This window comes from Yoonia maritima (assembly GCF_002933395.1).
Taxonomy (GTDB): domain Bacteria; phylum Pseudomonadota; class Alphaproteobacteria; order Rhodobacterales; family Rhodobacteraceae; genus Yoonia; species Yoonia maritima_A.
Genome location: NZ_PKFN01000010.1, coordinates 177,863 through 199,944, shown reverse-complemented (window position 1 = coordinate 199,944; position 22,082 = coordinate 177,863). Strand labels below are relative to the sequence as shown.

At 54.5% G+C, this 22,082-nt stretch carries 26 protein-coding genes; 13 read left to right on the top strand and 13 right to left on the bottom strand.

The window, feature by feature from the left end; translation table 11 throughout:
- Position 1: 1 nt before the first annotated feature.
- The gene (gene dapB / locus CYQ09_RS14295; protein WP_106746070.1) at positions 2 to 811 is read right to left on the bottom strand and encodes a 4-hydroxy-tetrahydrodipicolinate reductase; all 810 of its coding nucleotides are present in this window, start codon (positions 809 to 811) and stop codon (positions 2 to 4) included.
- A gap of 97 nt (positions 812 to 908) precedes the next feature.
- On the opposite strand from dapB, the gene rbfA reads away from it, so the two are divergent.
- Both rbfA and CYQ09_RS14285 read left to right on the top strand, forming a co-directional pair.
- A complete protein-coding gene (rbfA, locus tag CYQ09_RS14290) occupies positions 909 to 1,304 on the top strand; it encodes a 30S ribosome-binding factor RbfA (RefSeq protein WP_106746183.1) in 396 nt (131 codons plus the stop codon).
- Positions 1,304 to 2,020: a phosphodiester glycosidase family protein gene (locus tag CYQ09_RS14285; protein ID WP_106746069.1), complete on the top strand. Its 717-nt coding sequence runs from the start codon at positions 1,304 to 1,306 to the stop codon at positions 2,018 to 2,020. Before rbfA ends, CYQ09_RS14285 begins: the two co-directional genes overlap by 1 nt.
- On the opposite strand, the gene CYQ09_RS14280 is transcribed toward CYQ09_RS14285, so the two are convergent.
- Together CYQ09_RS14280 and CYQ09_RS14275 are read right to left on the bottom strand one after the other, a co-directional pair.
- Positions 1,987 to 2,421, bottom strand: coding sequence for an NUDIX hydrolase (locus CYQ09_RS14280; protein ID WP_106746068.1), 435 nt, complete (start codon positions 2,419 to 2,421; stop codon positions 1,987 to 1,989). The two genes, CYQ09_RS14285 and CYQ09_RS14280, sit on opposite strands and share 34 nt — an antisense overlap.
- Complete coding sequence (locus CYQ09_RS14275) at positions 2,418 to 3,047, bottom strand: SGNH/GDSL hydrolase family protein (protein ID WP_106746067.1); 630 nt, start codon at positions 3,045 to 3,047, stop codon at positions 2,418 to 2,420. The genes CYQ09_RS14280 and CYQ09_RS14275 overlap by 4 nt, the downstream gene beginning before the upstream one ends.
- Before the next feature lie 107 nt (positions 3,048 to 3,154).
- Here CYQ09_RS14275 and CYQ09_RS14270 point away from each other — a divergent pair, with 107 nt between their 5' ends.
- From CYQ09_RS14270 to CYQ09_RS14260, 3 genes are read left to right on the top strand one after another with little or no spacing between them, the layout of a single operon-like run.
- On the top strand, positions 3,155 to 4,066 hold the full coding sequence (locus CYQ09_RS14270) for a thioredoxin family protein (RefSeq protein ID WP_106746066.1): 912 nt from the start codon (positions 3,155 to 3,157) through the stop codon (positions 4,064 to 4,066).
- Positions 4,067 to 4,093: 27 nt separating this feature from the next.
- A complete protein-coding gene (locus CYQ09_RS14265) occupies positions 4,094 to 4,735 on the top strand; it encodes an LON peptidase substrate-binding domain-containing protein (RefSeq protein WP_106746065.1) in 642 nt (213 codons plus the stop codon).
- Positions 4,732 to 4,911, top strand: a complete 180-nt coding sequence (locus CYQ09_RS14260) for a Trm112 family protein (RefSeq protein WP_106746064.1) — start codon at positions 4,732 to 4,734, stop codon at positions 4,909 to 4,911. Before CYQ09_RS14265 ends, CYQ09_RS14260 begins: the two co-directional genes overlap by 4 nt.
- On the opposite strand, the gene CYQ09_RS14255 is transcribed toward CYQ09_RS14260, so the two are convergent.
- From CYQ09_RS14255 to CYQ09_RS14245, 3 genes are all read right to left on the bottom strand, one after another.
- Positions 4,912 to 5,373, bottom strand: coding sequence for a hypothetical protein (locus tag CYQ09_RS14255; RefSeq protein WP_162617685.1), 462 nt, complete (start codon positions 5,371 to 5,373; stop codon positions 4,912 to 4,914).
- A 156-nt stretch (positions 5,374 to 5,529) separates the two neighbouring features.
- Positions 5,530 to 6,279 (bottom strand): type I methionyl aminopeptidase, encoded by a 750-nt coding sequence (map, locus tag CYQ09_RS14250; RefSeq protein WP_106746062.1) that lies wholly within the window; start codon positions 6,277 to 6,279, stop codon positions 5,530 to 5,532.
- A 6-nt stretch (positions 6,280 to 6,285) separates the two neighbouring features.
- Complete coding sequence (locus CYQ09_RS14245; protein ID WP_106746061.1) at positions 6,286 to 7,533, bottom strand: UbiH/UbiF/VisC/COQ6 family ubiquinone biosynthesis hydroxylase; 1,248 nt, start codon at positions 7,531 to 7,533, stop codon at positions 6,286 to 6,288.
- Positions 7,534 to 7,867: 334 nt separating this feature from the next.
- Between CYQ09_RS14245 and CYQ09_RS14240 the strand changes: the two genes are divergently transcribed.
- The 5 genes from CYQ09_RS14240 (at position 7,868) to CYQ09_RS14220 (ending at position 15,481) form a co-directional block, all read left to right on the top strand.
- Positions 7,868 to 8,473: a PIN domain-containing protein gene (locus CYQ09_RS14240; protein ID WP_106746060.1), complete on the top strand. Its 606-nt coding sequence runs from the start codon at positions 7,868 to 7,870 to the stop codon at positions 8,471 to 8,473.
- 130 nt (positions 8,474 to 8,603) lie between these two features.
- Positions 8,604 to 9,932, top strand: coding sequence for an amidase (locus CYQ09_RS14235; RefSeq protein ID WP_106746059.1), 1,329 nt, complete (start codon positions 8,604 to 8,606; stop codon positions 9,930 to 9,932).
- 107 nt (positions 9,933 to 10,039) lie between these two features.
- Entirely contained in the window at positions 10,040 to 11,215 is a 1,176-nt protein-coding gene (locus CYQ09_RS14230) for an aminotransferase class I/II-fold pyridoxal phosphate-dependent enzyme (RefSeq protein WP_204353963.1), read from the top strand.
- An 11-nt stretch (positions 11,216 to 11,226) separates the two neighbouring features.
- Positions 11,227 to 14,304 (top strand): DNA translocase FtsK, encoded by a 3,078-nt coding sequence (locus CYQ09_RS14225; protein ID WP_106746058.1) that lies wholly within the window; start codon positions 11,227 to 11,229, stop codon positions 14,302 to 14,304.
- 130 nt (positions 14,305 to 14,434) lie between these two features.
- Positions 14,435 to 15,481, top strand: coding sequence for a Hint domain-containing protein (locus CYQ09_RS14220; protein WP_162617684.1), 1,047 nt, complete (start codon positions 14,435 to 14,437; stop codon positions 15,479 to 15,481).
- Between the two features lie 60 nt (positions 15,482 to 15,541).
- Here CYQ09_RS14220 and CYQ09_RS14215 read toward each other — a convergent pair whose 3' ends face one another.
- Both CYQ09_RS14215 and rpsU read right to left on the bottom strand, forming a co-directional pair.
- Positions 15,542 to 16,144 carry a hypothetical protein gene (locus CYQ09_RS14215; RefSeq protein WP_106746056.1) on the bottom strand — a complete coding sequence of 201 codons (603 nt, stop codon included), beginning with the start codon at positions 16,142 to 16,144 and terminating at the stop codon, positions 15,542 to 15,544.
- Between the two features lie 134 nt (positions 16,145 to 16,278).
- Entirely contained in the window at positions 16,279 to 16,485 is a 207-nt protein-coding gene (gene rpsU, locus CYQ09_RS14210; protein WP_008231221.1) for a 30S ribosomal protein S21, read from the bottom strand.
- A 108-nt stretch (positions 16,486 to 16,593) separates the two neighbouring features.
- Here rpsU and CYQ09_RS14205 point away from each other — a divergent pair, with 108 nt between their 5' ends.
- Genes CYQ09_RS14205 through CYQ09_RS14195 form a run of 3 tightly spaced genes read left to right on the top strand, consistent with a single transcriptional unit; the run spans position 16,594 to position 18,727 of the window.
- The gene (locus CYQ09_RS14205; RefSeq protein WP_106746055.1) at positions 16,594 to 17,292 is read left to right on the top strand and encodes a COQ9 family protein; all 699 of its coding nucleotides are present in this window, start codon (positions 16,594 to 16,596) and stop codon (positions 17,290 to 17,292) included.
- Entirely contained in the window at positions 17,289 to 18,266 is a 978-nt protein-coding gene (locus CYQ09_RS14200) for an NAD(P)H-quinone oxidoreductase (RefSeq protein ID WP_106746054.1), read from the top strand. The genes CYQ09_RS14205 and CYQ09_RS14200 overlap by 4 nt, the downstream gene beginning before the upstream one ends.
- A gap of 38 nt (positions 18,267 to 18,304) precedes the next feature.
- Positions 18,305 to 18,727 carry a hypothetical protein gene (locus CYQ09_RS14195; RefSeq protein ID WP_106746053.1) on the top strand — a complete coding sequence of 141 codons (423 nt, stop codon included), beginning with the start codon at positions 18,305 to 18,307 and terminating at the stop codon, positions 18,725 to 18,727.
- Between the two features lie 55 nt (positions 18,728 to 18,782).
- Here the strand turns inward: CYQ09_RS14195 and CYQ09_RS14190 are convergent, their stop codons facing one another.
- From CYQ09_RS14190 to CYQ09_RS14170, 5 genes are all read right to left on the bottom strand, one after another.
- Positions 18,783 to 19,409: a trimeric intracellular cation channel family protein gene (locus CYQ09_RS14190; RefSeq protein ID WP_106746052.1), complete on the bottom strand. Its 627-nt coding sequence runs from the start codon at positions 19,407 to 19,409 to the stop codon at positions 18,783 to 18,785.
- A complete protein-coding gene (gene rnhA / locus CYQ09_RS14185) occupies positions 19,406 to 19,858 on the bottom strand; it encodes a ribonuclease HI (protein WP_106746051.1) in 453 nt (150 codons plus the stop codon). Before rnhA ends, CYQ09_RS14190 begins: the two co-directional genes overlap by 4 nt.
- Entirely contained in the window at positions 19,851 to 20,453 is a 603-nt protein-coding gene (locus tag CYQ09_RS14180; protein ID WP_106746050.1) for a class I SAM-dependent DNA methyltransferase, read from the bottom strand. The genes rnhA and CYQ09_RS14180 overlap by 8 nt, the downstream gene beginning before the upstream one ends.
- Complete coding sequence (ispH, locus tag CYQ09_RS14175; RefSeq protein ID WP_106746049.1) at positions 20,453 to 21,403, bottom strand: 4-hydroxy-3-methylbut-2-enyl diphosphate reductase; 951 nt, start codon at positions 21,401 to 21,403, stop codon at positions 20,453 to 20,455. The genes CYQ09_RS14180 and ispH overlap by 1 nt, the downstream gene beginning before the upstream one ends.
- A 94-nt stretch (positions 21,404 to 21,497) precedes the next feature.
- Positions 21,498 to 22,076 carry an NYN domain-containing protein gene (locus tag CYQ09_RS14170; RefSeq protein ID WP_106358613.1) on the bottom strand — a complete coding sequence of 193 codons (579 nt, stop codon included), beginning with the start codon at positions 22,074 to 22,076 and terminating at the stop codon, positions 21,498 to 21,500.
- Positions 22,077 to 22,082: the final 6 nt, after the last annotated feature.

The window sequence follows — 22,082 nt, the reverse complement described above, 5'->3', positions numbered from 1 at the left end:
TTTAGAGCCCAAGAACGTCCATCATGTCGTATTCGCCCGGTGCTTTATCCTGACCCCAAAGCGCGGCCTTGAGCGCACCGCGTGCAAAGATAGCGCGATCGGTCGCGAGGTGACGTAGGACGATGCGTTCACCGGGTGCTGCGAACATGACGTCGTGTTCGCCCACGATATCGCCACCACGGATCGCGCTAAAACCAATATCACCACGTTTGCGTGCGCCAGTGATGCCATCGCGCCCGCTATCGCGCACATCCTTTAGATCGACGCCACGGCCTTCGGCCGCCGCTTCACCTAGCATAAGGGCGGTGCCTGATGGGGCGTCAACCTTGTGATGGTGGTGGGCTTCAATTACTTCGATATCGAAATCTTCATCCAATGCGGCGGCAACCTTTTGGGTCAATTTTACCAGCAGGTTCACACCAAGCGACATGTTGCCAGCCCGGACCACAACGGCGTGGCGCGCAGCGGCATTGATCGCGGCAAGATCATCATCAGTCAGCCCAGTCGTGCCGATCACATGTACCGCGCGGGCTTGGGCGGCGAGTTCCGCAAAAGCAACGGTCGCGGCAGGGGCTGTGAAATCAATAACCGCCTGCGCCTTGGCAAAGGCTTCTAGCGCGTCGTCAGTTACGGTAACGCCAACTGGCTGACCGCCCATCGCTGTGCCAACGTCCTGACCAATCCAGTCGTGTCCCGCACGATCAACCACGCCGACCAAGCGGCATTTGTCTGACGCAAGAACCGTGTTGATCAACATTTGGCCCATTTTGCCTGATCCACCGGTAATTACGATGCCTGGAGTATCTGTCATTGGTCTATCCCTTCGCGTTTGTTCCCTATTAGCCGTGGATTGCCGCTGACGCAAAGCCTTGCTTGGCTTTGGCGCAGAACAGGCCTAAATGTGGGGCATGGCAAAGAAATCAAATCGCGACGGCAAGGCACCCACACAACGTATGTTGCGCGTGGGCGAACAGTTTCGCCGCATCCTATCCGAAGTCCTGCAACGTGGTGACGTGCATGACCCTGAACTTAATCGCATGTCCATCACCGTGGGCGAAGTACGCATGACGCCGGACCTTAGCATCGCAACGGCGTTTATTCTGCCGCTCGGCGGGCAAGGCAAAGAAGAAGCCTTGGCAGCGATGCGTCGTAACCGCTATGAAATTCGCCACCTTGTGGTGAAAGGGGGCACGATGAAGTTCGCACCTGAACTGCGGTTCGAAATTGATGGTACTTTCGATCAAATGGACGCGACCCGCGCCCTATTGGCCGAAGACCACGTGCGTCAGGACATCGACGACTAATGCGCGCGCTGGCGTTTGTGTTGGTTTGGATGGCCGCCCCGGCGGCGGCTGTCACCTGCGCAGACGTATCTTACGAAGGCAACAGCTACACTACCTGTAGCGTTGATGCGGCGACCGAAGACCTGCGGTTATTCCTTCGCGATGACAAAGGCGCAGTGCTGGGCAGTTTTTCGGCCGTTGATGATTTCGCGGTCGAAGGCACGCTTGTTTTTGCGATGAATGCCGGGATGTACCACGATGATCGTGCGCCTGTCGGACATTATGTCGAAAACGGGATCGAAGAAATGCGCGTGATCCCGAACGCGGGGCCGGGAAACTTTGGACTGCTCCCCAATGGCGTGTTGTGCCTGACCGATGACGCGGCGCAGGTTTATGAAACTCTCGATTATTTAAGTAAAACACCAGAATGCCGCGATGCGACGCAGTCTGGGCCAATGCTCGTGATTGATGGTGACCTGCATCCACGGTTCTTGGTCGACAGCACGTCACGCTATCTACGCAATGGGGTCGGGACGACAGAAGACGGCGCAACAGCCGTATTCGCGATTTCAAACAACGCGGTGACATTCCACGAATTCGGAAGCTTCTTCCGCGATTTCTTGAAACTACCCAACGCGTTGTATTTCGATGGCAAAGTTTCGCGGCTTTATTCAACCGACCTTCGGCGCTCTGACTTTGGGTTTCAGCTAGGTCCGATGGTTGGGGTGGTCGAGTAGACGGATTGCGCCAGCGCGATTACTTCTACAACATCGGCGCTTGTTCTTAGTGCGGGAACCTTAGCGATTTCAAACCACTTTGCTTCGTCTACATCGTCGGATGCGTTTGGCGTGCCTGATCGATAGGTGCACAGGACCGCTGCTAGTAGGAAATGATGCTCGATAGTCCCATTCGCATCATGTGTGATGATGTCTAGGTTTGTTAGATAACGTGCGGGTTCTGCGACGATGGCGGTTTCTTCAAATAACTCGCGGGCAGCCGCGTCCAGCGCCGTTTCACCAAATTCAACATGCCCACCCGGAAAACCCCACAGCCCAGCATCGGGTTCGTTTTTTCGCTGGGCAAGCAGCACGTGGTCGCCGCGAAGAACCACGGCGATGGCAGCAAGTTTTGGGATCATAGCGCTGCGGCCACCGCGTGGCCTAGGGTGATTTGGGCGTCAGCATCAAAGTGCACGCCGTCGATTTGGCTTGGTTCAATATGCTGTCCCGCATCCAAAAATTTAGCACCCCAATGTGCCGCAAGCCCGGCATAAAGCGGCGCAAGCTGTGCTGACTTGGCCGCCGCGCCATAGAACACGTCTGAGATAGGCCCTTGTTCAAGCACCAAAGGCGGACAGATCAGCAAGACTTCGAAGCCGCTGTGTCTTGTTTGGTATTCTTCGGAATTTGCGATGGCAAGAAGGCCCGCGATCCCTGCAGCAACGCCTTCGGCGGTCAGTCCAAAATGTGCCTTTAGATCGTTTGTGCCAAGCATGATCGCCAGCACATCAATAGGTCCGTGGCTTTCCAGCGCAATCCGTAGTCCCAGCTGCCCGTTCATGTGCGGACCCATCGTTGGGTCGGCATAGGCGGCGGTGCGTCCGGGCAGCCCTTCCTCGATCAGCTCCCAGTTTAGTCCAAGATTAGCAAGTGCAGCCGTTGGCCACCGCGTTTCACGACCATAGCGTGCATATACCCCGCGCTTCTGGATCGGTGGCGTTCCATGCGTGTTGCTATCGCCAAATGTCATCAATGTTTTTGTCATGTCTGCACGCTATGTTCGGAAACGTTATTGGTAAAGTGTCATTGCCTCTTGGCCTATCGCGCAGGAACGCACATATATGCGGTAACAAACGTATAAGGAGACAGAACATGCTGGAATTGGACGCCACCCCACAGGCCCCTGCTGATCTGATCAAAGACGGAACTGACGCGTCATTTGTGGCCGATGTTATCGAGGCATCACAAACCGTGCCTGTCATCGTGGATTTCTGGGCGACGTGGTGCGGCCCGTGCAAAACACTGGGCCCAGCAATCGAGGCGGCCGTGACCAACGCGGGCGGTCGGGTCAAATTAGTTAAGATTGATGTGGATCGTAACCAAGCCTACGCTGGTCAATTGCAAGTACAGACGATCCCAACCGTCTATGCGTTTTTTCAGGGTAAGCCTGTCGATGGTTTTCAAGGTGCAATACCCCCATCCGAGATCAACGCATTTGTTGAAAAGATTGCGGCGCTTGGTGGTGATCCCGAAGCTGAAGGGCTGTCCGCTGCGATTGAAGCCGCTGAATTGATGCTCGACGAAGGCGAAGTTGCTGACGCTGTCGAAACATTCTCGGCGATCCTGCAAGAGGAACCGAACAGTGCACCCGCCTATGCCGGGCTGGTCCGGTCTTATCTGGCATTGGATGACGTTGAACAGGCCGAGGCGGTCTTGAACGGTGCACCGGCAGAAATTTCGACAGATCCGTTGCTTGAGGCCGCACATGCGCAAATCACCCTTGCGCGCGAAGCAGCAAACGCGGGTCCGGTCGCTGAACTGCAAGCCGCAGTAGAAGCTGACCCTGCAAACCACCAAGCCCGTTTTGATCTGGCAATTGCCCTGCATGCGAACGGGCAGGTAGAGGAAGGGGTCGATCAACTGCTCGAACTGTTCCGCCGTGATCGCGAGTGGAATGATGGAGCGGCCAAGGCACAGTTGTTTACGATTTTCGACGCTAGAGAGGCAAAAGATCCAATTGTCTTGAATGGTCGTCGGAAATTGTCATCGTTGATATTTGCATGATCGGTATATCGGCCTAGGTTGACTGTCATGATACCAATCGCTGACCTGCCTGATGTTATTCCTGTGTTCCCGCTACCGGGTGCGTTGCTTTTGCCGCGCGCACGTTTGCCGTTGCATTTGTTTGAACCACGCTATCTGGCGATGCTGGATGATGTGCTGAAAACTTCGCACCGACTGATTGGCATGGTCCAACCCTATGCGCGCCCGGACGACAGTAGCCGTTTACACGCGATTGGTTGTGCCGGTCGGATCACCGCATTCTCTGAGACAGAGGATGGACGCTATATGATCACTCTATCCGGCGCATCGCGGTTTCGGATCGCAAATGAGGTTGATGGTTTCACGCCCTATCGACGCTGCAAAGTTGATTGGAACGGTTTTGATCGCGATCTTGGCAGCGCCGAGAAAGATCCCGGTTTTGACCGAGAACCATTCATGAAAACGCTTGGTCGGTTTTTCGAAGACAAAGGCCTGTCCACAGATTGGGACAGCTTGGGTGATGCAGACGATGAACTGCTGATCAATTCACTCGCGATGCTGTGCCCTTTTGATCCCGAAGACAAGCAAGCCCTGCTAGAGGCGCCATCACTCACCACGCGCCGCGAGACGCTGACAACACTAATCCAGTTCGCCTTGCGTGGCGGATCAGGGGACGAGATTTTGCAATGAACGAGACACAATTCGATCCAAAAATGCTAGAGGCTTTGGTCTGCCCAATGACCCAAGCGACACTGACCTATGATGCAGAAAAGCAAGAGTTAGTGTCGAAAAACGCGCAGCTTGCCTTTCCAATTCGCAATGGCATCCCAGTGATGTTGGTGGACGAGGCGCGCAAGCTGGATTGATTAATACGCTCTGCGCGTTTCTTTGTAAGGCACGCCAGCTTCTCTGATTTTCTCAGCGATCCAACTTAGGCTTACACCTGAATAATTCTTAAGCTCGATCGCGGGTGTGTCATAGTTAAAGTGCATCCAATAACTGCGTCGATCAGATTGTTCGTCGCGTTCAAGCGTGCGGAATTCGACTTCTTTGATGTCTGAAAGGTCCACATGAAACCCGATTTCTGTGCCGTGTGCATGTTGCGGCACATGCCAAAGCAAATCGTCAGACGTTAGGCGAAAATGCCAGTATCCAGACGGTTTGCGTGACCGATATGCAAAAACGGCTTCCTTAATAAGATGGTAGGCCCCAGTGCCAACCAAGAAGACCCCAACGATGTTCCAGAAGTTGGGGTCGTGGATCGACATGCCAAAGCCAAACCTGCCCGGGATTAGACGTAGCCCAAAATAGATAAGTCCGATGGCCATTAGGGGAACGATAATCAACCTCGTAACCGCCCGCCGTTTAACCGATTTATGGATATCGAAAAAGGGCGACGTGTCGTTGTTGGGCATCTTATCCTCAACATGTTTTGATTGTGCGAGGTCAGATTACACCAGACTCAAGTTCAGTCCAGCCCGTGTTTAACCCGGCATGGTCACAACAATCGCGCCTTTGTCCGTCGCGACAACGGTATGTTCATATTGAACAACGGGTGCCTGAGGTTCGCTGTAAAGTGTCCATCCGTCGTCACCGTCAGTCGCCCAAAGTCCGCCCTTGGATAAGAATGGCTCAACGGTCAGCACCAGCCCTTTGTTAATTCGCCGTCTGTCACTACGGGTCGGCCATGTAGCGATTTCATTTGGATATTCATGTAGAGATCTGCCAACACCGTGACTGGCAAGGTTACGGATCAGCGTATAGTCACGATCCGCGGCAAAGCGTCCGATTGCGTTACCAATGTTGGCGAGGGGCCTATTGCTGCGCACCTCTTTGATACCGATCTGCATTGCGCGTTTGCCGTCGCGGCACAGTTGATCCAGTGATGGCCGGACCTTGCCAACGCGAAAGGTTGCGCCGGTGTCAGCGAACAGCCCGTTCTTTGACGCGGACACATCGATATTGACCAGATCGCCAGACGCAATAACGCGGTCGCCCGGAATGCCGTGGGCAATTTCTTCGTTCACGCTAATGCATGTTGCACCGGGAAAGTCATAGGCGGATTGCGGGGCAGATACCGCGCCTTCACGCTCCAGCAGCTCTCGGCCGATGTCGTCTAGCTCTGCGGTGGTCATGCCGGGTTCGATTGCTTTGGCCATGGTGTGCATGGTGTTGGAAACAATGCGGCCGATTTCCTTTAGACCGTCCAGTTCGTCCTCTTTTGTAATGGTCACTGATCGCTACCCCTGCATTAGTTTTGGCAAATCACCGGTCAGCCCGGCTGCTTCGCGGATGAAGCCGCGCCGAAGGCCGGGGATCGCGTTGACTGCGCCCATGCCGATATCACGCGCTGCACGCAGCAGTGGGTTATCGTTTGAAAACAGTCGGTTGAACGTGTCAGTGGCGAGCGCGAGCGTCGCCGTGTCAAACCGCCGCCATAGTTGGTAGCGTTCCAAAACTTGCAGGCTACCGATGTCTTCGCCGCGCGCGCGCGCGTCTGATAGGACCTCGGCCAATGCGGCCACGTCGCGTAATCCGGCGTTCAATCCTTGCCCTGCAATGGGGTGCATCCCGTGGGCGGCGTCGCCGACCAGCGCTAGCCGATCACCGATCAGGCTGTTGGCGAGCGTGAGGCCTAGCGGATAGGTGAACCTTGCGCCTGTCAGGCTGATTTGGCCAAGGAAACTGCCGAAGGCGGGGCGCAGTGCATCAAGGAAATCTGTGTCATTCATTGTGGCGAGTTCGGTGGCGCGGGCGTCAGTTTCGCTCCACACGATTGAGCTGCGATTTTCCGTGAGCGGCAGTATGGCAAGCGGGCCACCGGGCATAAAGAACTGGTGCGCGATACCGCCGTGCGGTTTGTCGTGGACGGCGGCGCAGACTACGGCGGTTTGCCCGTAACCCCAGCCAGTGCGCTTGATCCCGGCGCGTTCGGCGGTACCACTGCGGCGACCATCAGACCCGACCAAAATATGTCCAGTTACCACCTTGCCAGAGGCGAGCGTCACGCTGGCTTGGGCGTTCTGGATCGCCTGTGAAACAACGGTTTCTTTGGACAGTTGGGTGATCAAAGGTTCCTCTGCCATCGCGTCAAGAAATGCGCGGCGCAGGTGGCGGTCTTCGACCATGAAACCCATCGGGCCTTCTTCGATTTCGGCGTGATCGAAATGCAGCATCCACGGGCTTGGCCCTTCGCCTGCACGGCCATCGGTGACCTTGATTTCTAGCATCGGCTGGGCGTCATCGCTGACGGCATCCCATACACCGATGCCTTGTAATAGACGCTTTGATGACAGCGCCAAAGCATAGCTGCGCCCATCAAAATCAGGGCGTTTGCGCCGATCAATGGCCAAGCTGTCGATGATTGTCACGGCAAAGCCTGCCTGTGCAGCAGCCAGTGCCAAGGCCGGGCCGTTCAGCCCGCCACCTACGATGATGATATCCGTATCCATAGGGCGTAATATGACCCTGCGGGCCAGATTGTCCATGCGATCCTTGGCCGCTGAGGTGGGGTACCGTACTGTGGTTTTTGCGGTTTGGCTCGAAGTGAGGATTAACGCGTTATTTTATTGGGAAGTGAGCGGCCGGAGATGCGTCGGACTGGTGTCGGGCATATTTTGTATAGCCGAACGGGGTTAATGCTGCGTGCGTTTATGCGGTGTGGAAGTGCGAGGATGGTAGTCAAAAGCGGATATGCGCGTTTCTAGCAGGTGCTGTCGGCTTTATGGCACGCGTAAAGGTTTTGCAAAAAAAAGACACCAGAGAATTTGCTGTTTGTAAGCTAATTCGCTACGATTAAGAGCGAGCATTGGAGCGCAAAGATTGAAGAACAACTATATTTTAATCGACTTTGAAAATGTGCAGCCTAAAAATCTAGGGCTGCTATCAGGGCACACCTTCACGTTGATTGTATTTGTCGGCGCAAACCAGAAAAACGTCCCCTTTGATTTTGCTCAAGCGCTACAAGATTTAGGGCAGAATGCTAGCTATCAGAGGATTTCGGGGAACGGTTCGAACGCTTTGGACTTCCATATCGCGTTCTATTTGGGCGAATTGGCCGCAAAAGACGGCAGTGCGTATTTCCACATAGTATCGCGTGACAAGGGCTTTGACCCTTTGGTTGCTCATCTGCGGGAAAGAAAAATCCACGTCCACCGTCACCCCGATCTATCGGAGATTCCATTCGTCAAAATCTCGAACGCAAGTTCACTGGATCAGAAAATTGAAGCAATAATCGACAGCTTGAGATCTAGGGGCACATCGCGACCAAGGAAGCTTAAAACTCTCATTGGCACGGTCAATGCCCTTTTCTTGAAGAGTTTAGACCAGGCTGAACTGGCGGCGATGGTTGCTCAACTGGAGAAGCGCGGTCACGTTGTCATAAAAGACCAGTCAGTGACCTATGGCCCCGATATTACCGGACCTTAGCCAGCTATAACATACCAAATTGAAGCGCAGCCAATGACTGCGGCACAAACTGTGACCCGAAGCCGCTCCTTTCCTCGATTGTTCTCCGTTTTCCTCCCCGCTAGGGTCGCAGTAAGATAGGAGAATTCACATGCAAGATTGGCGATGGATGACGGCGGCTGATTTGGGTCGTGCGATTGGGGCGGGGGAGATTGATCCGGTTGCTCTGACGGATGTGTATCTGGATGCCATTGATACGCACGAATTCCGTCATCGTATCTATGCGCGGGTGATGCATGACCGTGCGCGGACCGAGGCTGCTGCGGCTTCAGAGCGCGCAAAATCCGGGTTTCGCCGTGGGCCGTTGGATGGTGTGCCTGTGTCTTGGAAAGATCTGTTCGATACCGCTGGCATTGCGACCGAGGCAGGTACCGCATTGATGGCGGGCCGTGTGCCGACGCAGGATGCGTTGGTGTTGCAGAATGCGACTGCTGCCGGGCTGGTGTGCCTTGGTAAAACACACATGTCCGAGATCGCGTTTTCGGGGCTTGGGCTGAACCCGATTACGGCGACGCCGCCTTGTGTGAATGACCATGACGCCGTTGCTGGTGGGTCATCGTCTGGGGCGGGGACTTCGGTTGCGTTTGGGTTGGCGGCGGCTGGAATAGGGTCTGATACTGGTGGATCGGTGCGTATTCCGTCTGCGTGGAACGATCTGGTTGGTTTGAAAACCACGCATGGGCGGTTGTCGCTGGATGGTGTTGTGCCGCTTTGCCTGACCTTTGATACCGTCGGTCCGCTGTGCCGGTCGGTCGAGGATGCCGCGCTTTTGTATGCTGCGTTGGAGGGTGAGAAAGCCGTTGATCTGGGGCATACAGATTTAAAAGGTGTTCGGTTGATGGTGTTGGATACCATCGTTCCCGATGATGTGCGCGATGCGCCGCGGGCGGCGTTCCAAAGTGCGGTTGAACGGTTGCAGAACGCTGGCGCGATTGTTGAGCACCGCTACTTCTCGCAGCTGTTTGATGCGTTCAATGTGGCGGGTAATCTGTACGCCGCTGATAGCTATGGCTGGTGGCGTGATCTGGTCGAGGCAAATCCCGAAAAGATGTTCCCGCAGATTTTGGAGCGTGTTCGTGGTGGCAAGGATGTAAGTGGCCCTGATTACGTGGCGGGTTGGAACCTGCTGCGCGATATTCGCAAGCAATACGCAGCCGAGGTCGTGCAGTTTGATGCGGTGATTATGCCGACGGCGCCGATACTGCCGCCGCATGCGGATCGCCTGTTGTCGGATGACTCATATTATAAGGCCGAGAACTTGTTGGCGCTGCGTAATACACGTGTGGCGAACCTGCTTGATTTGGCGTCTGTGACTTTGCCTACTGGCGTTCCATCCTGCGGGATCATGTTTAACGGGTCAAATGGGGGCGAGGCCGCGCTGTTGCGCCTGTGTGCCGCCGCTGAACAAGCGCTGGCGTAAAAGCCACAAAATCACAACGATTCGCCGCTAGTTCTGGACAGACAGGGTGGCATCACGCTACTTTGGTAAAAAAACGGGGCGAAATGATCCCGTGAATTGAGGCAGTTATGGTGTTACCCGAGCGGTTTTCGAACCTCCCGGTTGCGACGTGGCCCCGTTTGCGTGCGTTACTTGACGTACCGACAACGGCCTCGGACGTGATCAATATGACGATTGGCGAACCGCGCCATGCGTTTCCTGCGTTTGTGGGTGATATCCTTGCGGCTAATCTGCAGGGCTTTGCAAAGTATCCGAATAATAACGGCACTGATGACTTGCTTGATGCGATCGCCGGGTTTTTGAACCGCCGTTATGGCCTGGACCTTGCGCATGACCAAATTCTGACACTGAACGGAACGCGTGAAGGGCTGTATAACGCTGCGATGGCGTTGAGCCCTGAAGAAAATAATGGCCAGCCTGTCATTCTGACGCCGAACCCGTTTTATCAGGTGTATGCTGTTGCTGCGCTGTCTGTCGGTGCCGAGCCGATTTATGTCCCGGCGACCGAAAGCAGCGGTCACTTGCCAGATTTCCATGTGTTGCCTGATGACGTTCTGGCCCGCACGACGATTGCTTATATCTGTTCGCCCGCGAACCCACAGGGTGCTGTGGCTGATGCGGAATATTGGCGTGCGTTGATCACGCTGGCCGAAAAGCATGATTTCATCATTTTTGCTGATGAATGCTATTCCGAGATTTATCGCGAGACGCCGCCGGTTGGTGCATTGCAGATCGCGACCGAGATGGGTGCAGATCCTGATCGGGTGGTCATTTTTCATTCGCTGTCGAAACGGTCGAATCTGCCGGGCCTACGGTCTGGGTTCTGTGCTGGTGGTACAAAATCCATCGCGCGTATTCGGCAGTTACGCGCCTTTGCGGGCGCACCTTTGCCAGAGCCGCTGCAGGCAGTTGCAGCAAAGGTCTGGGATGACGAAGCGCATGTTGAAGAAAACCGCGCGCTTTATCATCAGAAATACGAAATCGCGGATGAAATATTCGGGCAGGTGCCGGGGTATCAATCGCCACAGGCGGGTTTCTTTCTTTGGCTGCCTGTTGAAGACGGCGAAGCGGCGGCGCTAAAGCTGTGGCAGGAAACAGGTGTTCGGGTTTTGCCCGGCGCGTACCTCAGTCGCGATGTCGCGGGCGAGAACCCCGGCGCAGGTTATATTCGGGTCGCTATGGTGGCCCCAACACAAGAAATGCAGCGCGGACTGACTTTGATTCGTGACTGTTTGTATGGTTGAGGACGGTAAAGATGGCATCATATCAAACACGGCAGCGGGACCCTCTTTTGGATAGTGCAACGCAAGCGGCGCTTGAAAAGCGCAGCAAGGAATTGCTGGGTCTTGGGCTTGGCTTTGTTGGCCTGATCATTGCCATGATCGTTGGTAGCTATTCGCCTGACGACCCAAGCTGGATTTCTGCGACTGATGCCCCTGTCCAAAACTGGCTGGGCCATTTTGGTGCGTCTATTGCTGCGCCGCTAATGATGGTTGTTGGTCTTGGTATCTGGGTTGTGCCAGTTCTGTTGATCGCTTGGGGTGCGCGTTTTGTACTGCACCACGGTCAAGATCGCGCAATGGGCCGCATTATCTTTGCCCCTGTCGCGATTGTTGTTGGCGCTGTTTATGCCGCCACGCTGACGCCGGGGACTGATTGGCCTGCTAACTTTGGCATGGGCGGTCTTTTTGGTGATACTGTTTTAGGTGTTATCCTGACCATCGTTCCGTTTGGCGCAGTCTTCGGTGTTAAGCTGCTGTCGTTACTGACAGGCGTTGCGCTGGTTGCTTTAATGGCTTTTGCGCTTGGGTTTACTCGGCCTGAGTTGCGCATTGCTGGGCGGTTCCTGCTACTTGGGACAGTGATGCTGTATGCGACACTGCTCAAGCTTGTTGGAAAGGGCGCTGCATTGTCTGCAAAGGCTGCACAGGGCATGAACGCTAACCTGCAAACATATCGCGCCACCGCAGCAGAGCGCCGGGCAACAACTGATTTCATGGATGAAGATGTGTTAGAAGACACGTTTGCCGATCCAGCCCCAAGCGTACCCGATTTAAAGGCCCGCGCTGCCGCAGTTGTGCGTGCACGCCCTGCGATGCCTGTGTCTGAACCACCGGTGACTGGTGCAGCACCAAAGATGCCACCTGCGCCGCCATTGACGGCATCGCGCAACATCGAAGCACCGCAAGTAGAGCCGCAGCCTGTCACAACGTCAGAGCCAGCACCTGCAACCGGCGGGAGCTTTTTGTCTGGGCTGTTGAAACGCAATGATCCAATGCCAGAGCCAGAGTTGGTGACGCCTGCGCCGATTGAGCCAATCGCTCCGCTCGCCAATGACTCTGAGCGGGTTAGCACGCGTATTGCCAATGCGATTAAGGCACGCGAGATCCCCCCCTCGCCGACTGGTGTCCGTATTGAACCGTCACTGACGGCTGGTCGCGGTCCTAAGCCGCTTGTCTTTGGTAATCGCGAAGCGCCAATTGTTGCAGCCCAACCTGCCGCGCAGGAACCTGCGTCTGCGTTTGTTCAAGAACGTGCACCAATCGCCGAGCTAGAGCCGATGCCGGAGCTGGATGATGAGGACACAACGCAGCCAAACATGGACGCGGCACCTTATGTTGCAGCGCCACATATGCCGATTCCGCCGGCGCATGTTCCCGTAGCACCATCTGCTACAGCGCGGGTTTCTGCGGCACCGGTTGCTGCACCGACGCCTGAACCACGTGCCGTCATTCAGCATCCGCCAAAGCGTGCGCCACAGCCATCGCGCCAAGCAAAGGCAGAAGCCCAACCTGCATTGGCGTTTGACGACAAATACGCAGATTACGAGCACCCGCCGCTTAATCTGTTGATGAACCCAATCGACGTTCAGCGTCATCACCTGAGCGATGATGCGCTGGAACAGAATGCGCGCATGTTGGAAAGCGTGCTGGATGACTATGGTGTTAAAGGCGAAATCACATCCGTGCGCCCCGGCCCCGTTGTCACAATGTACGAGCTTGAGCCCGCACCGGGTTTGAAAGCCAGCCGTGTGATCGGTTTGGCCGATGATATTGCACGTTCGATGTCTGCACTTGCTGCACGTGTGTCAACCGTGCCGGGCCGTACTGTGATCGGTATCGAATTGCCTAACGAGAACCGCGAAAAGGTTGTGCTGCGCGAAATCCTTTCGCACCGTGATTTTGGTGATGGAAACCAGAAACTGCCGCTTGCGCTGGGCAAGGATATCGGTGGCGAGCCTATCGTTGCGAACCTTGCAAAGATGCCTCACCTATTGATCGCGGGTACGACGGGTTCGGGTAAATCGGTGGCGATCAACACCATGATCCTATCGCTGCTTTACAAGCTGACGCCCGAAGAATGCCGCATGATCATGATCGACCCCAAGATGCTGGAACTATCGGTTTATGACGGCATTCCGCACCTGTTGTCCCCGGTTGTGACCGACCCCAAAAAGGCGGTCGTCGCCCTGAAGTGGGTCGTGGGAGAGATGGAAGAGCGTTACCGCAAGATGTCCAAAATGGGCGTGCGGAATATTGATGGCTACAATGGCCGTGTCAAAGACGCGCTGTCCAAGGATGAGATGTTCAGCCGCACTGTCCAGACCGGGTTTGACGATGAAACGGGCGATCCAGTGTTCGAGACCGAAGAGTTCGCGCCAGAGGTGCTGCCTTATATCGTCGTGATCGTCGATGAGATGGCCGACCTGATGATGGTTGCCGGTAAAGAGATCGAGGCCTGCATTCAGCGCCTTGCGCAGATGGCGCGTGCGTCGGGTATTCACCTGATCATGGCAACGCAGCGTCCGTCGGTTGACGTCATTACAGGTACCATCAAGGCGAACTTTCCAACGCGGATTTCATTCCAAGTGACGTCGAAAATCGATAGCCGCACGATCCTTGGTGAAATGGGTGCCGAGCAGCTGTTGGGCATGGGTGACATGCTTTACATGGCGGGCGGTTCCAAGATCACCCGCGTTCATGGTCCGTTTGTCAGCGATGAAGAAGTCGAAGAAATCGTGAACCACCTTAAGGGCTTTGGTCCGCCAGAATACATGTCTGGTGTTGTCGAGGGTCCGCCAGAGGGTACAGAAAGCAACATTGATCTGGTGTTGGGACTGGGTGACGGATCTGACACAGAGAATGCTTTGTACGACACCGCCGTGGCGATTGTGATCAAGGACCGGAAATGTTCGACTTCGTATATCCAGCGCAAACTGGCGATCGGCTATAACAAGGCCGCGCGTCTGGTTGAGCAGATGGAAGACGAAGGCGTGGTCAGTTCGGCCAACCACGTTGGTAAGCGCGAGATCCTAGTGCCAGAGCAGCATTAGCTAGGAATTTGACGAAAAACCCAGAAATTTGGCCGTTCGCGGCCAGATATGTTGGGATTGAGTGGTCGCGCATATACTTTTACGACTAAGTATATATGTTGAACGAAGCGTCGAATAAGTGGTTGGTCTGTTGCCTGTCGAAACGATATATACCCTAGCTGAATCCAATATTACGATTTCTGATGGTGCGCAGTTGTCAGGAATTACCCAAGGTGACGGAACTCATCTGGTTGGTAAGACTATTACGTTGAACAACAATAATTGGCAGGCTGTTAACATCATCGATGACAACGCGAATTTTCAGGATTCGAGTAATGGTCAGACCCTAGATGGCGCACAAACCTATGATGGCGTTGCATATGCAGGAGGCGAGCGTGTTGAGGCAGAGTATGGGTTAACGTTGCAGGACCCCGACGGGAATACCTATGTCGTGCGTGGGTTCAATATTAACGAAGCCGGAGGCGGGCCATCGTATTCTACAGTTGAAGGGCTTGCATTTGTCGGTGGCGTTGGTGGCTTCCCTCCTGTTGGTGTGCCGCTTACTGTGCTGTCGAGCCAAGAAGGACCAAGTAACCCATATACGACGCTTGCCTCGCCACCATGCTTTACACGCGGCTGTCGGTTGGAAACCCCGTTTGGGTTGATGGCAGTTGAAGATATCAAGGTGGGCGACCTTGTTTTGACGCTTGATCATGGCCCACAAACTGTGCGTTGGATTGGGGCTACTCGATTACCTCGGGCGGCGTTGGTGGCTAACCCAAAATTCTGTCCAATACTTGTTAAACAGAATGCATTTGCTGCGGGGCAGCCTGAGTGTGATATGCGATTATCACCGCAGCATCGTGTTTTGATCACGGACTGGCGAGCGGAACTTTTGTTTGGTGAAGACGAAATACTAGTGCCAGTGACTAAGCTAAAGAACGATCACACTATTGTTGTCGATCAGTGCTTAGACGGGGTTGAGTATTACCATGTGATGTTCGACCAGCATCAAATTGTGCAATGTGATGGTCTTTGGACAGAAAGCTATCTTCCGGGTGTTGCAGAAATCGACGCAACTGCGACCCAAAAAGAAATTGAGGCGTTGTTCCCTGAACTTGTTATTGCAGGCGGGCAAAGTGCAGTGCGAATCTGCGTGTCGGATAAGCGTACCTCGGTTATTCGAATGGACCCTTAGGGCAGCGTTTTCTTCTGGGCCGAGAGTGGCAGACACCCCCGGCACAAGGATAACGCGCCATTATTCTGGGGTCGCTACAATACCACCAACAATTAGGCTTTCGCTGTCATTCCCGGCAAAGGCGCCAACAACCGCGTCGGTACCAACAACACCATCTAGGTTTGCGGTAAGGTCTTCGTAAGTTACTCTTCCCCCGAGATTTGTTCCCGAGAAATTACCGTTCACAACAAGATCTCCGTCGTCGCCGGTTACTGACCCGGTATCAAAGGCAGCGATCAGTGTAATGTCACCCGTTACGAATGTTTCGCTGTCTTCGTCAACATGCGTGAGCGCATAGGTTCCATCGTAGCTGACTGTTCCAGTTGTGATCGCATCGCCGGGGTCGGACGCGGGCGCAATTCCGGCAACACCGACAAAGTTGGTTGTGCCATCTACAAGCCCGTAAGAATAGGCGTACCCAGTTAGGGCCGTCCCGACGACTGAAAGATCAGAATGCGATCCTGAACCACCGTCTTCTTCATAATTTTGATCAGGAATTTCGCCCTCATCAGATAGTGTGACAATACCCGTGCTCGGGGTGTTGCCGTCGCCAAAACCTTGGTCTTCGCATGCTGCTAAGCTAAGGCTTGAGATGAAAATAAGTAGGCCGCGCGTGTATGTCATCTGCGTTCACTTTCGAAATGATCAAATTATCTTAACGTTCCCATAGGGCGGGATAAAGTAAAACCTATAAATGTAATATGAAAAAACCCCGCTTGATTTCTCAAACGGGGTTCAAATTTGTCACGATGGATTGCTTAGAGCAAACCTTCGCGCTGGAGCTTCTTCCGAGCCAGCTTGCGCTGACGACGGATAGCTTCTGCTTTTTCACGCGCCTTACGTACTGACGGTTTTTCGAAATGTTGCTTAAGCTTCATTTCACGAAAAACGCCTTCACGCTGAAGTTTCTTTTTCAGAGCACGCAACGCCTGATCGACGTTGTTATCACGAACACTAACCTGCATGTGGTTTTCACCACCTCTCTAAGTTGGATTTGCAAAAATTGCAGGAAGTGGGCAGATAGCAAAGGTGGGCTAGTTTGTCTAGTACCCGTGGCCGTAAGGAGAACAGCGATGACTAAGACTGCTATTACACCAGATAAGGCAAAGTTATTGGATGCGATACTGCCGCATGTCGCTTTTGATGGCTGGTCGCCGGCCGCGTTTAACATGGCTGTCAATGACGTAGAAATTCCGGATGCTGAAGCCAAAGCAAGCTGCCCGCGCGGCGCGGTTGATTTGGCGATTGCGTTCCATCAACAGGGTGACAATGCGATGGTTGCTGCATTGAAGGCGACCGACCTGTCGGAATTACGTTTCAGAGACAAAGTAGCGACAGCCATCCGTCTGCGTCTATCCGCCGTTGATGATAAAGAGGCTGTGCGCCGTGGTACGACATTATTTGCGATGCCCCATATGGCTGCGGACGGGGCAAAGTTGATCTGGGGCACCGCTGACGCGATTTGGAATGCGCTTGGCGATACGTCACGTGATGCGAATTGGTACAGCAAGCGCATGACGCTCTCGGCTGTGTATGCGTCTGTTGTTTTATATTGGTTGGGCGATGACAGTTTGGATGGTCAGGCGACAGATGCATTTATTGACCGCCGTATTGATGATGTCATGAAATTCGAGAAGGTGAAGGCGCAGGTTAATGCAAACCCATTGCTAAAGCCGTTCACGGGACCGTTGGGAAAGATATTATCCGGCGTACGGGCCCCTGCGGGATCAGTCCCCGATGACTTGCCGGGTGTTTGGAAGGATCCGCAATGATGAAGGCCATTGAGATTTCCCAGCCCGGCGGGCCGGATGTATTGAAGCTAGCTGACCGGCCAATGCCACAGCCCGCCCATGACGATGTATTGATTAAGGTCGCGTTTGCTGGCGTGAACAGACCGGACGCGTTGCAGCGTGCAGGGCTATACAATCCGCCAAAAAACGCGAGCGATCTTCCGGGGTTAGAAGCCTCTGGTGAGGTGGTTGCCGTTGGTGCTGGCGTGACGACAGTTGCTGTCGGTGATCATGTTTGTGCGCTTTTGCCCGGTGGTGGTTACGCGGAATATGTCACGACACCTGCCGCGCATTGTTTGCCTGTCCCCGCAGGCCTTGGTATGGCGCAAGCGGCTTGTTTGCCGGAAACGTTTTTCACTGTTTGGTCTAACGTGTTCATGCGCGGTGGCTTGCAGGCGGGCGAACGGTTCTTGGTGCATGGCGGCAGTTCCGGGATCGGCACGACGGCGATCCAACTTGCCAAAGCTTTTGGCGCACGCGTGTTTACTACCGCTGGTAGCGACGAAAAATGCAAGGCATGCGTCGATCTGGGGGGCGAAGCTGCGTTCAACTATCGCGACGTCGATTTTGTTGAAAAAATGCAATCTGTTGGTGGGGCTGATCTGATCCTTGATATGGTCGGCGGCCCGTATATTCAGCGAAACCTGAAATCTTTGGCTGATGACGGACGGCTGGTCCAGATCGCGTTTCTGCAAGGGCCAAAGGTCGAATTGAACCTGATGCAGTTGATGATGCGTCGCTTGACGGTGACCGGATCGACCCTGCGCCCGCAATCAGATTTAGCCAAAGCGCGTATCGCGGACCAGTTGAGGGCAAAGGTGTGGCCATTGATCGAAGCGGGTAAGGTTGCGCCTGTCATGGATCAAGAGTTCGCCATGGAGGACGCAGCGCTGGCCCATGCGCGGATGGAAAGCAGTGCACATATTGGGAAGATTGTTCTGGGCGTTGGTACCTGACAAGTTTGCGATATCAAACCGCAAGGGGGGGCGTGGCTATGAACAAAGTGAAAAGTAAAATAGCGGTGCTGTCCGTTCTAGCCTGTTCGGGCTGTGCAGTACATCAGGACCGGACAGGGTATTCTGGGGCATGGTATTACGAACGCTTAACACCATATTACGAGAATACATTGTCGTTTAGACCACGGGTGTCCTTGCGAGCAGTTCGCGAGTTGGTCGGAACGAAAGTCATTCACCCAAATGGGGTAGTCGGGCATGCAGACTATTTCAGAAGTGATATCGAGATATTTTTTGCTGCGGCCGTAGTCGATCAAGAGGAACGGCTAAATTTGGCGCGGTCTGCGATCCGCATTACTTGTCCTGAAACAGATATAGGGGAAATTGAAGACAATATGGTTTATTCCGACGAGACCTACGTCGTTTTTGAGGGTGTTCGTTGTATTGGATACGCCACTTCGTAAATTGGGTGCTTCAATCTAACATCTGCGACGAAGTGGTAGATGCTGTCCCTTAGCTCTACTTTTGCCGCGGTGGGTAGGATTTGTAGACGGGGAGGTGCCAGCCGAACTGGATGCTTCCGGCGCGGAGGGCGAAGGCGCTTCCTGCGCAGATGAGGAGTGCAGTTGCTTCGGGGATTTCGAAGTAAAGCGCGATTGAGGCTGCGATGCCGCCTGCCATTGCGCAGGTCACGTATAGTTCACCTTGCTTTAGCACCAATGGGACTTCGTTACAGACCACGTCGCGCATCAGCCCGCCAAAGCAGCCGGTGATGATGCCCATGATGATCACGATGCTGGGTGGCTGATTGGTGGCGAGCGCGACTGCGACGCCAGCGGGTACGGCGACGGCAAGTGCACACGCGTCTAGCCACAGAATGGTTTTATATCTGCTTTCCAGCAGGTGTGCCGTCAGAAAGACCAGTAGTGCCGCCAGCGCCGCAACCCCGATGTATGCGGGATGATCGACCCAAAACACGACATCTCGATTTAGGATGATGTCGCGCAGGGTCCCGCCGCCGACTGCGGTCAGGCTGGCGATAAAGACAAACCCGACCAAGTCTAGCTGCGCGCGGCTGGCGACCAGCGCGCCTGTGAGTGCGAACACAAACACCGATGCGTAATCGAGGAATGCGAGCAGTGTCATTTCTTGAACGGGGCCATGCCCGCGCGCGCGAGTTCATCAGCGCGTTCATTTTCTGGGTGTCCGGCGTGCCCCTTAACCCATTCCCACGTCACGTCATGAGTCTGTACGGCGGCATCAAGCCTGCGCCACAGGTCTTCGTTTTTGACGGGTTTGTTGCTTGCGGTTTTCCAACCGCGTTTCTTCCAGCCGTGGATCCAGCCAGTGATACCGTCTTTGACGTATGAACTGTCGGTCACGATGGTCAGTTTGGTTGGGCGGTCCAGCGTTTCAAGCGTGGTGATTGCGGCAAGCAATTCCATCTTGTTGTTGGTTGTGTGGGCTTCGCCACCTTTGAGTTCGCGTTCTTTAACAACAGTGTCGCCGTCCCGCGCGATCAGCAGTGCACCCCAACCGCCAGGGCCAGGATTTCCAGAGCAAGCTCCGTCGGTGTAGGCGAATAGTTCAGGCATTTGTTTCTTTCTTTGCACGCATAATCACGAATGGGTCGGCTGTTCCAGCGAGCCCCTTTTCAACGCCTTCACGCGTGAAAACAATGGCAAAGCCTGCGGTGGTTAGCATGTTTTTGAGTTCATCAATGCTGACGTAGGTATAGAGCCGATCCATGGCGTCGCGGGCGGTGCCGGAACCTGTCTTCATGCCAAGATGAAGAATACCTGCAGGTTTTAACGCTTGATGGATGGCGGAAAAGTGCTCTGGCAGCTTTTCTCTTGGTGCGTGCAGGAGGCTGAAGCTGGCCCAGACACCATCGTATTCGTTAACCCCGTTGATGTCGTCAAATGTGCCTATTCGTGCACCGATATTATGGCTTTGGTTAGCAAATGCGACCATCTGCGGTGATGCATCTACAGGATCAGGCGAAAGCCCTGCGGCACGCATATGCACCGATGCTGTCGCAGGTCCGCACCCAAGATCGAGCACGCGTCCACCTTCGGGCATTAGGTCGATAAATGCCTGAAGCGAAGCGTCGGGTTTGGCGGTTTTGGTTAGCGCGGCATACTCCGCTGCTTTTTCATTATAGATCGCGATTGTTTTCGCGTCTGGCATCAGGCCGGTTCGCGCAACACGCGCGGGACTTTGAATTCAACGTTTTCTTTGGCGGTTTCGACCAGTTCAACCGTGACGTCGTATTTGTCGCGGAAGGCGTCGATGACTTCGTTGATCAGGACTTCGGGGGCGGACGCCCCGGCCGTGATCCCCATCGTTTTGATGCCATCAAGCGCACGCCAGTCGATGTCGGTCGCGCGTTGCACGAGTTGGGAATAGGCACAGCCTGCGCGGGCGCCTACCTCGACCAATCGTTTGGAGTTTGACGAATTCGGTGCGCCGACCACAAGGATCGCGTCGCATTTTGGTGCGATGGCTTTGACGGATTCTTGGCGGTTGGTGGTGGCGTAGCAGATGTCTTCCTTGTGGGGGCCGACGATCTTGGGGAAGCGTGCGTTTAGTGCCGCGACGATGTCGATCGTGTCGTCGACCGATAGGGTGGTTTGGGTCACAAAAGCAAGCTGTTCGGGGTCACGAACTTGCACCGTTGCCACGTCTTCGACGGTTTCGACCAGCAAGACCTCTCCATCTGGTAATTGCCCCATGGTTCCAACGGTTTCGGGGTGGCCTGCATGGCCAATCATGATCATCTGAAGGCCGTTATCCGCGTGGCGCTGTGCCTCGATATGAACCTTGGACACCAGCGGGCAGGTCGCATCGACATAGATCATTTCGCGCTTTGCTGCGGCGGCTGGAACGGCCTTGGGGACGCCATGCGCGGAAAAGATGACGGGGCGGTCATCCGGGCATTCGTCAAGTTCTTCGACAAATACCGCGCCCAAATCACGCAGGCTATCTACGACAAATTTGTTGTGGACGATTTCGTGACGCACATAGACGGGCGCACCCCATTTTTCGATCGCCATTTCGACGATCTTAATCGCGCGGTCTACGCCAGCGCAAAAGCCACGCGGAGCGGCAAGGTATAGGGTAAGAGGGGGCTTGTTCATCTGTATCCTCTGGCGGTTGCTACAGAGGTAGGACTTTGACGCCGTGGCGTCCAGTGGATGGCGTCAGACAGTTGCCCGCCTGACGCCAATATTATTAGCTTTCTTCGGTCGCGGCTGCTTCTTCAGCGAACTCTGGGCGTGGTTCACGGGTAGGGCGGCCCACCACATCACGCAGTTCATCGAGCTCGATAAAGTTGTCGGCCTGACGGCGTAGTTCGTCAGAGATCATCGGTGGCTGGCTACGGATCGTAGAAACCACCGAAACGCGGACACCTTTACGTTGCAGCGCTTCGATCAGTGGGCGGAAATCGCCATCGCCAGAGAAAAGCACAACGTGATCGACATGCGGCGCAAGTTCCATTGCGTCTACGGCAAGCTCGATGTCCATGTTGCCTTTGACCTTACGGCGGCCCATGCTGTCAGTGTATTCTTTCGCTGGCTTCGTCACCATCGTAAAGCCGTTGTAGTGAAGCCAATCCACCAGTGGTCGGATCGGCGAGTATTCATCATTCTCAAGCAGGGCTGTGTAATAGAAAGCCCGAAGCATTTTGCCACGACGCATAAACTCTTGGCGAAGAAGTTTATAATCGATATCAAAGCCAAGGGATTTAGCGGCTGCATAAAGATTTGAGCCATCGATGAAGAGCGCAAGCCGCTCGTCCCGATAAAACATGAAATT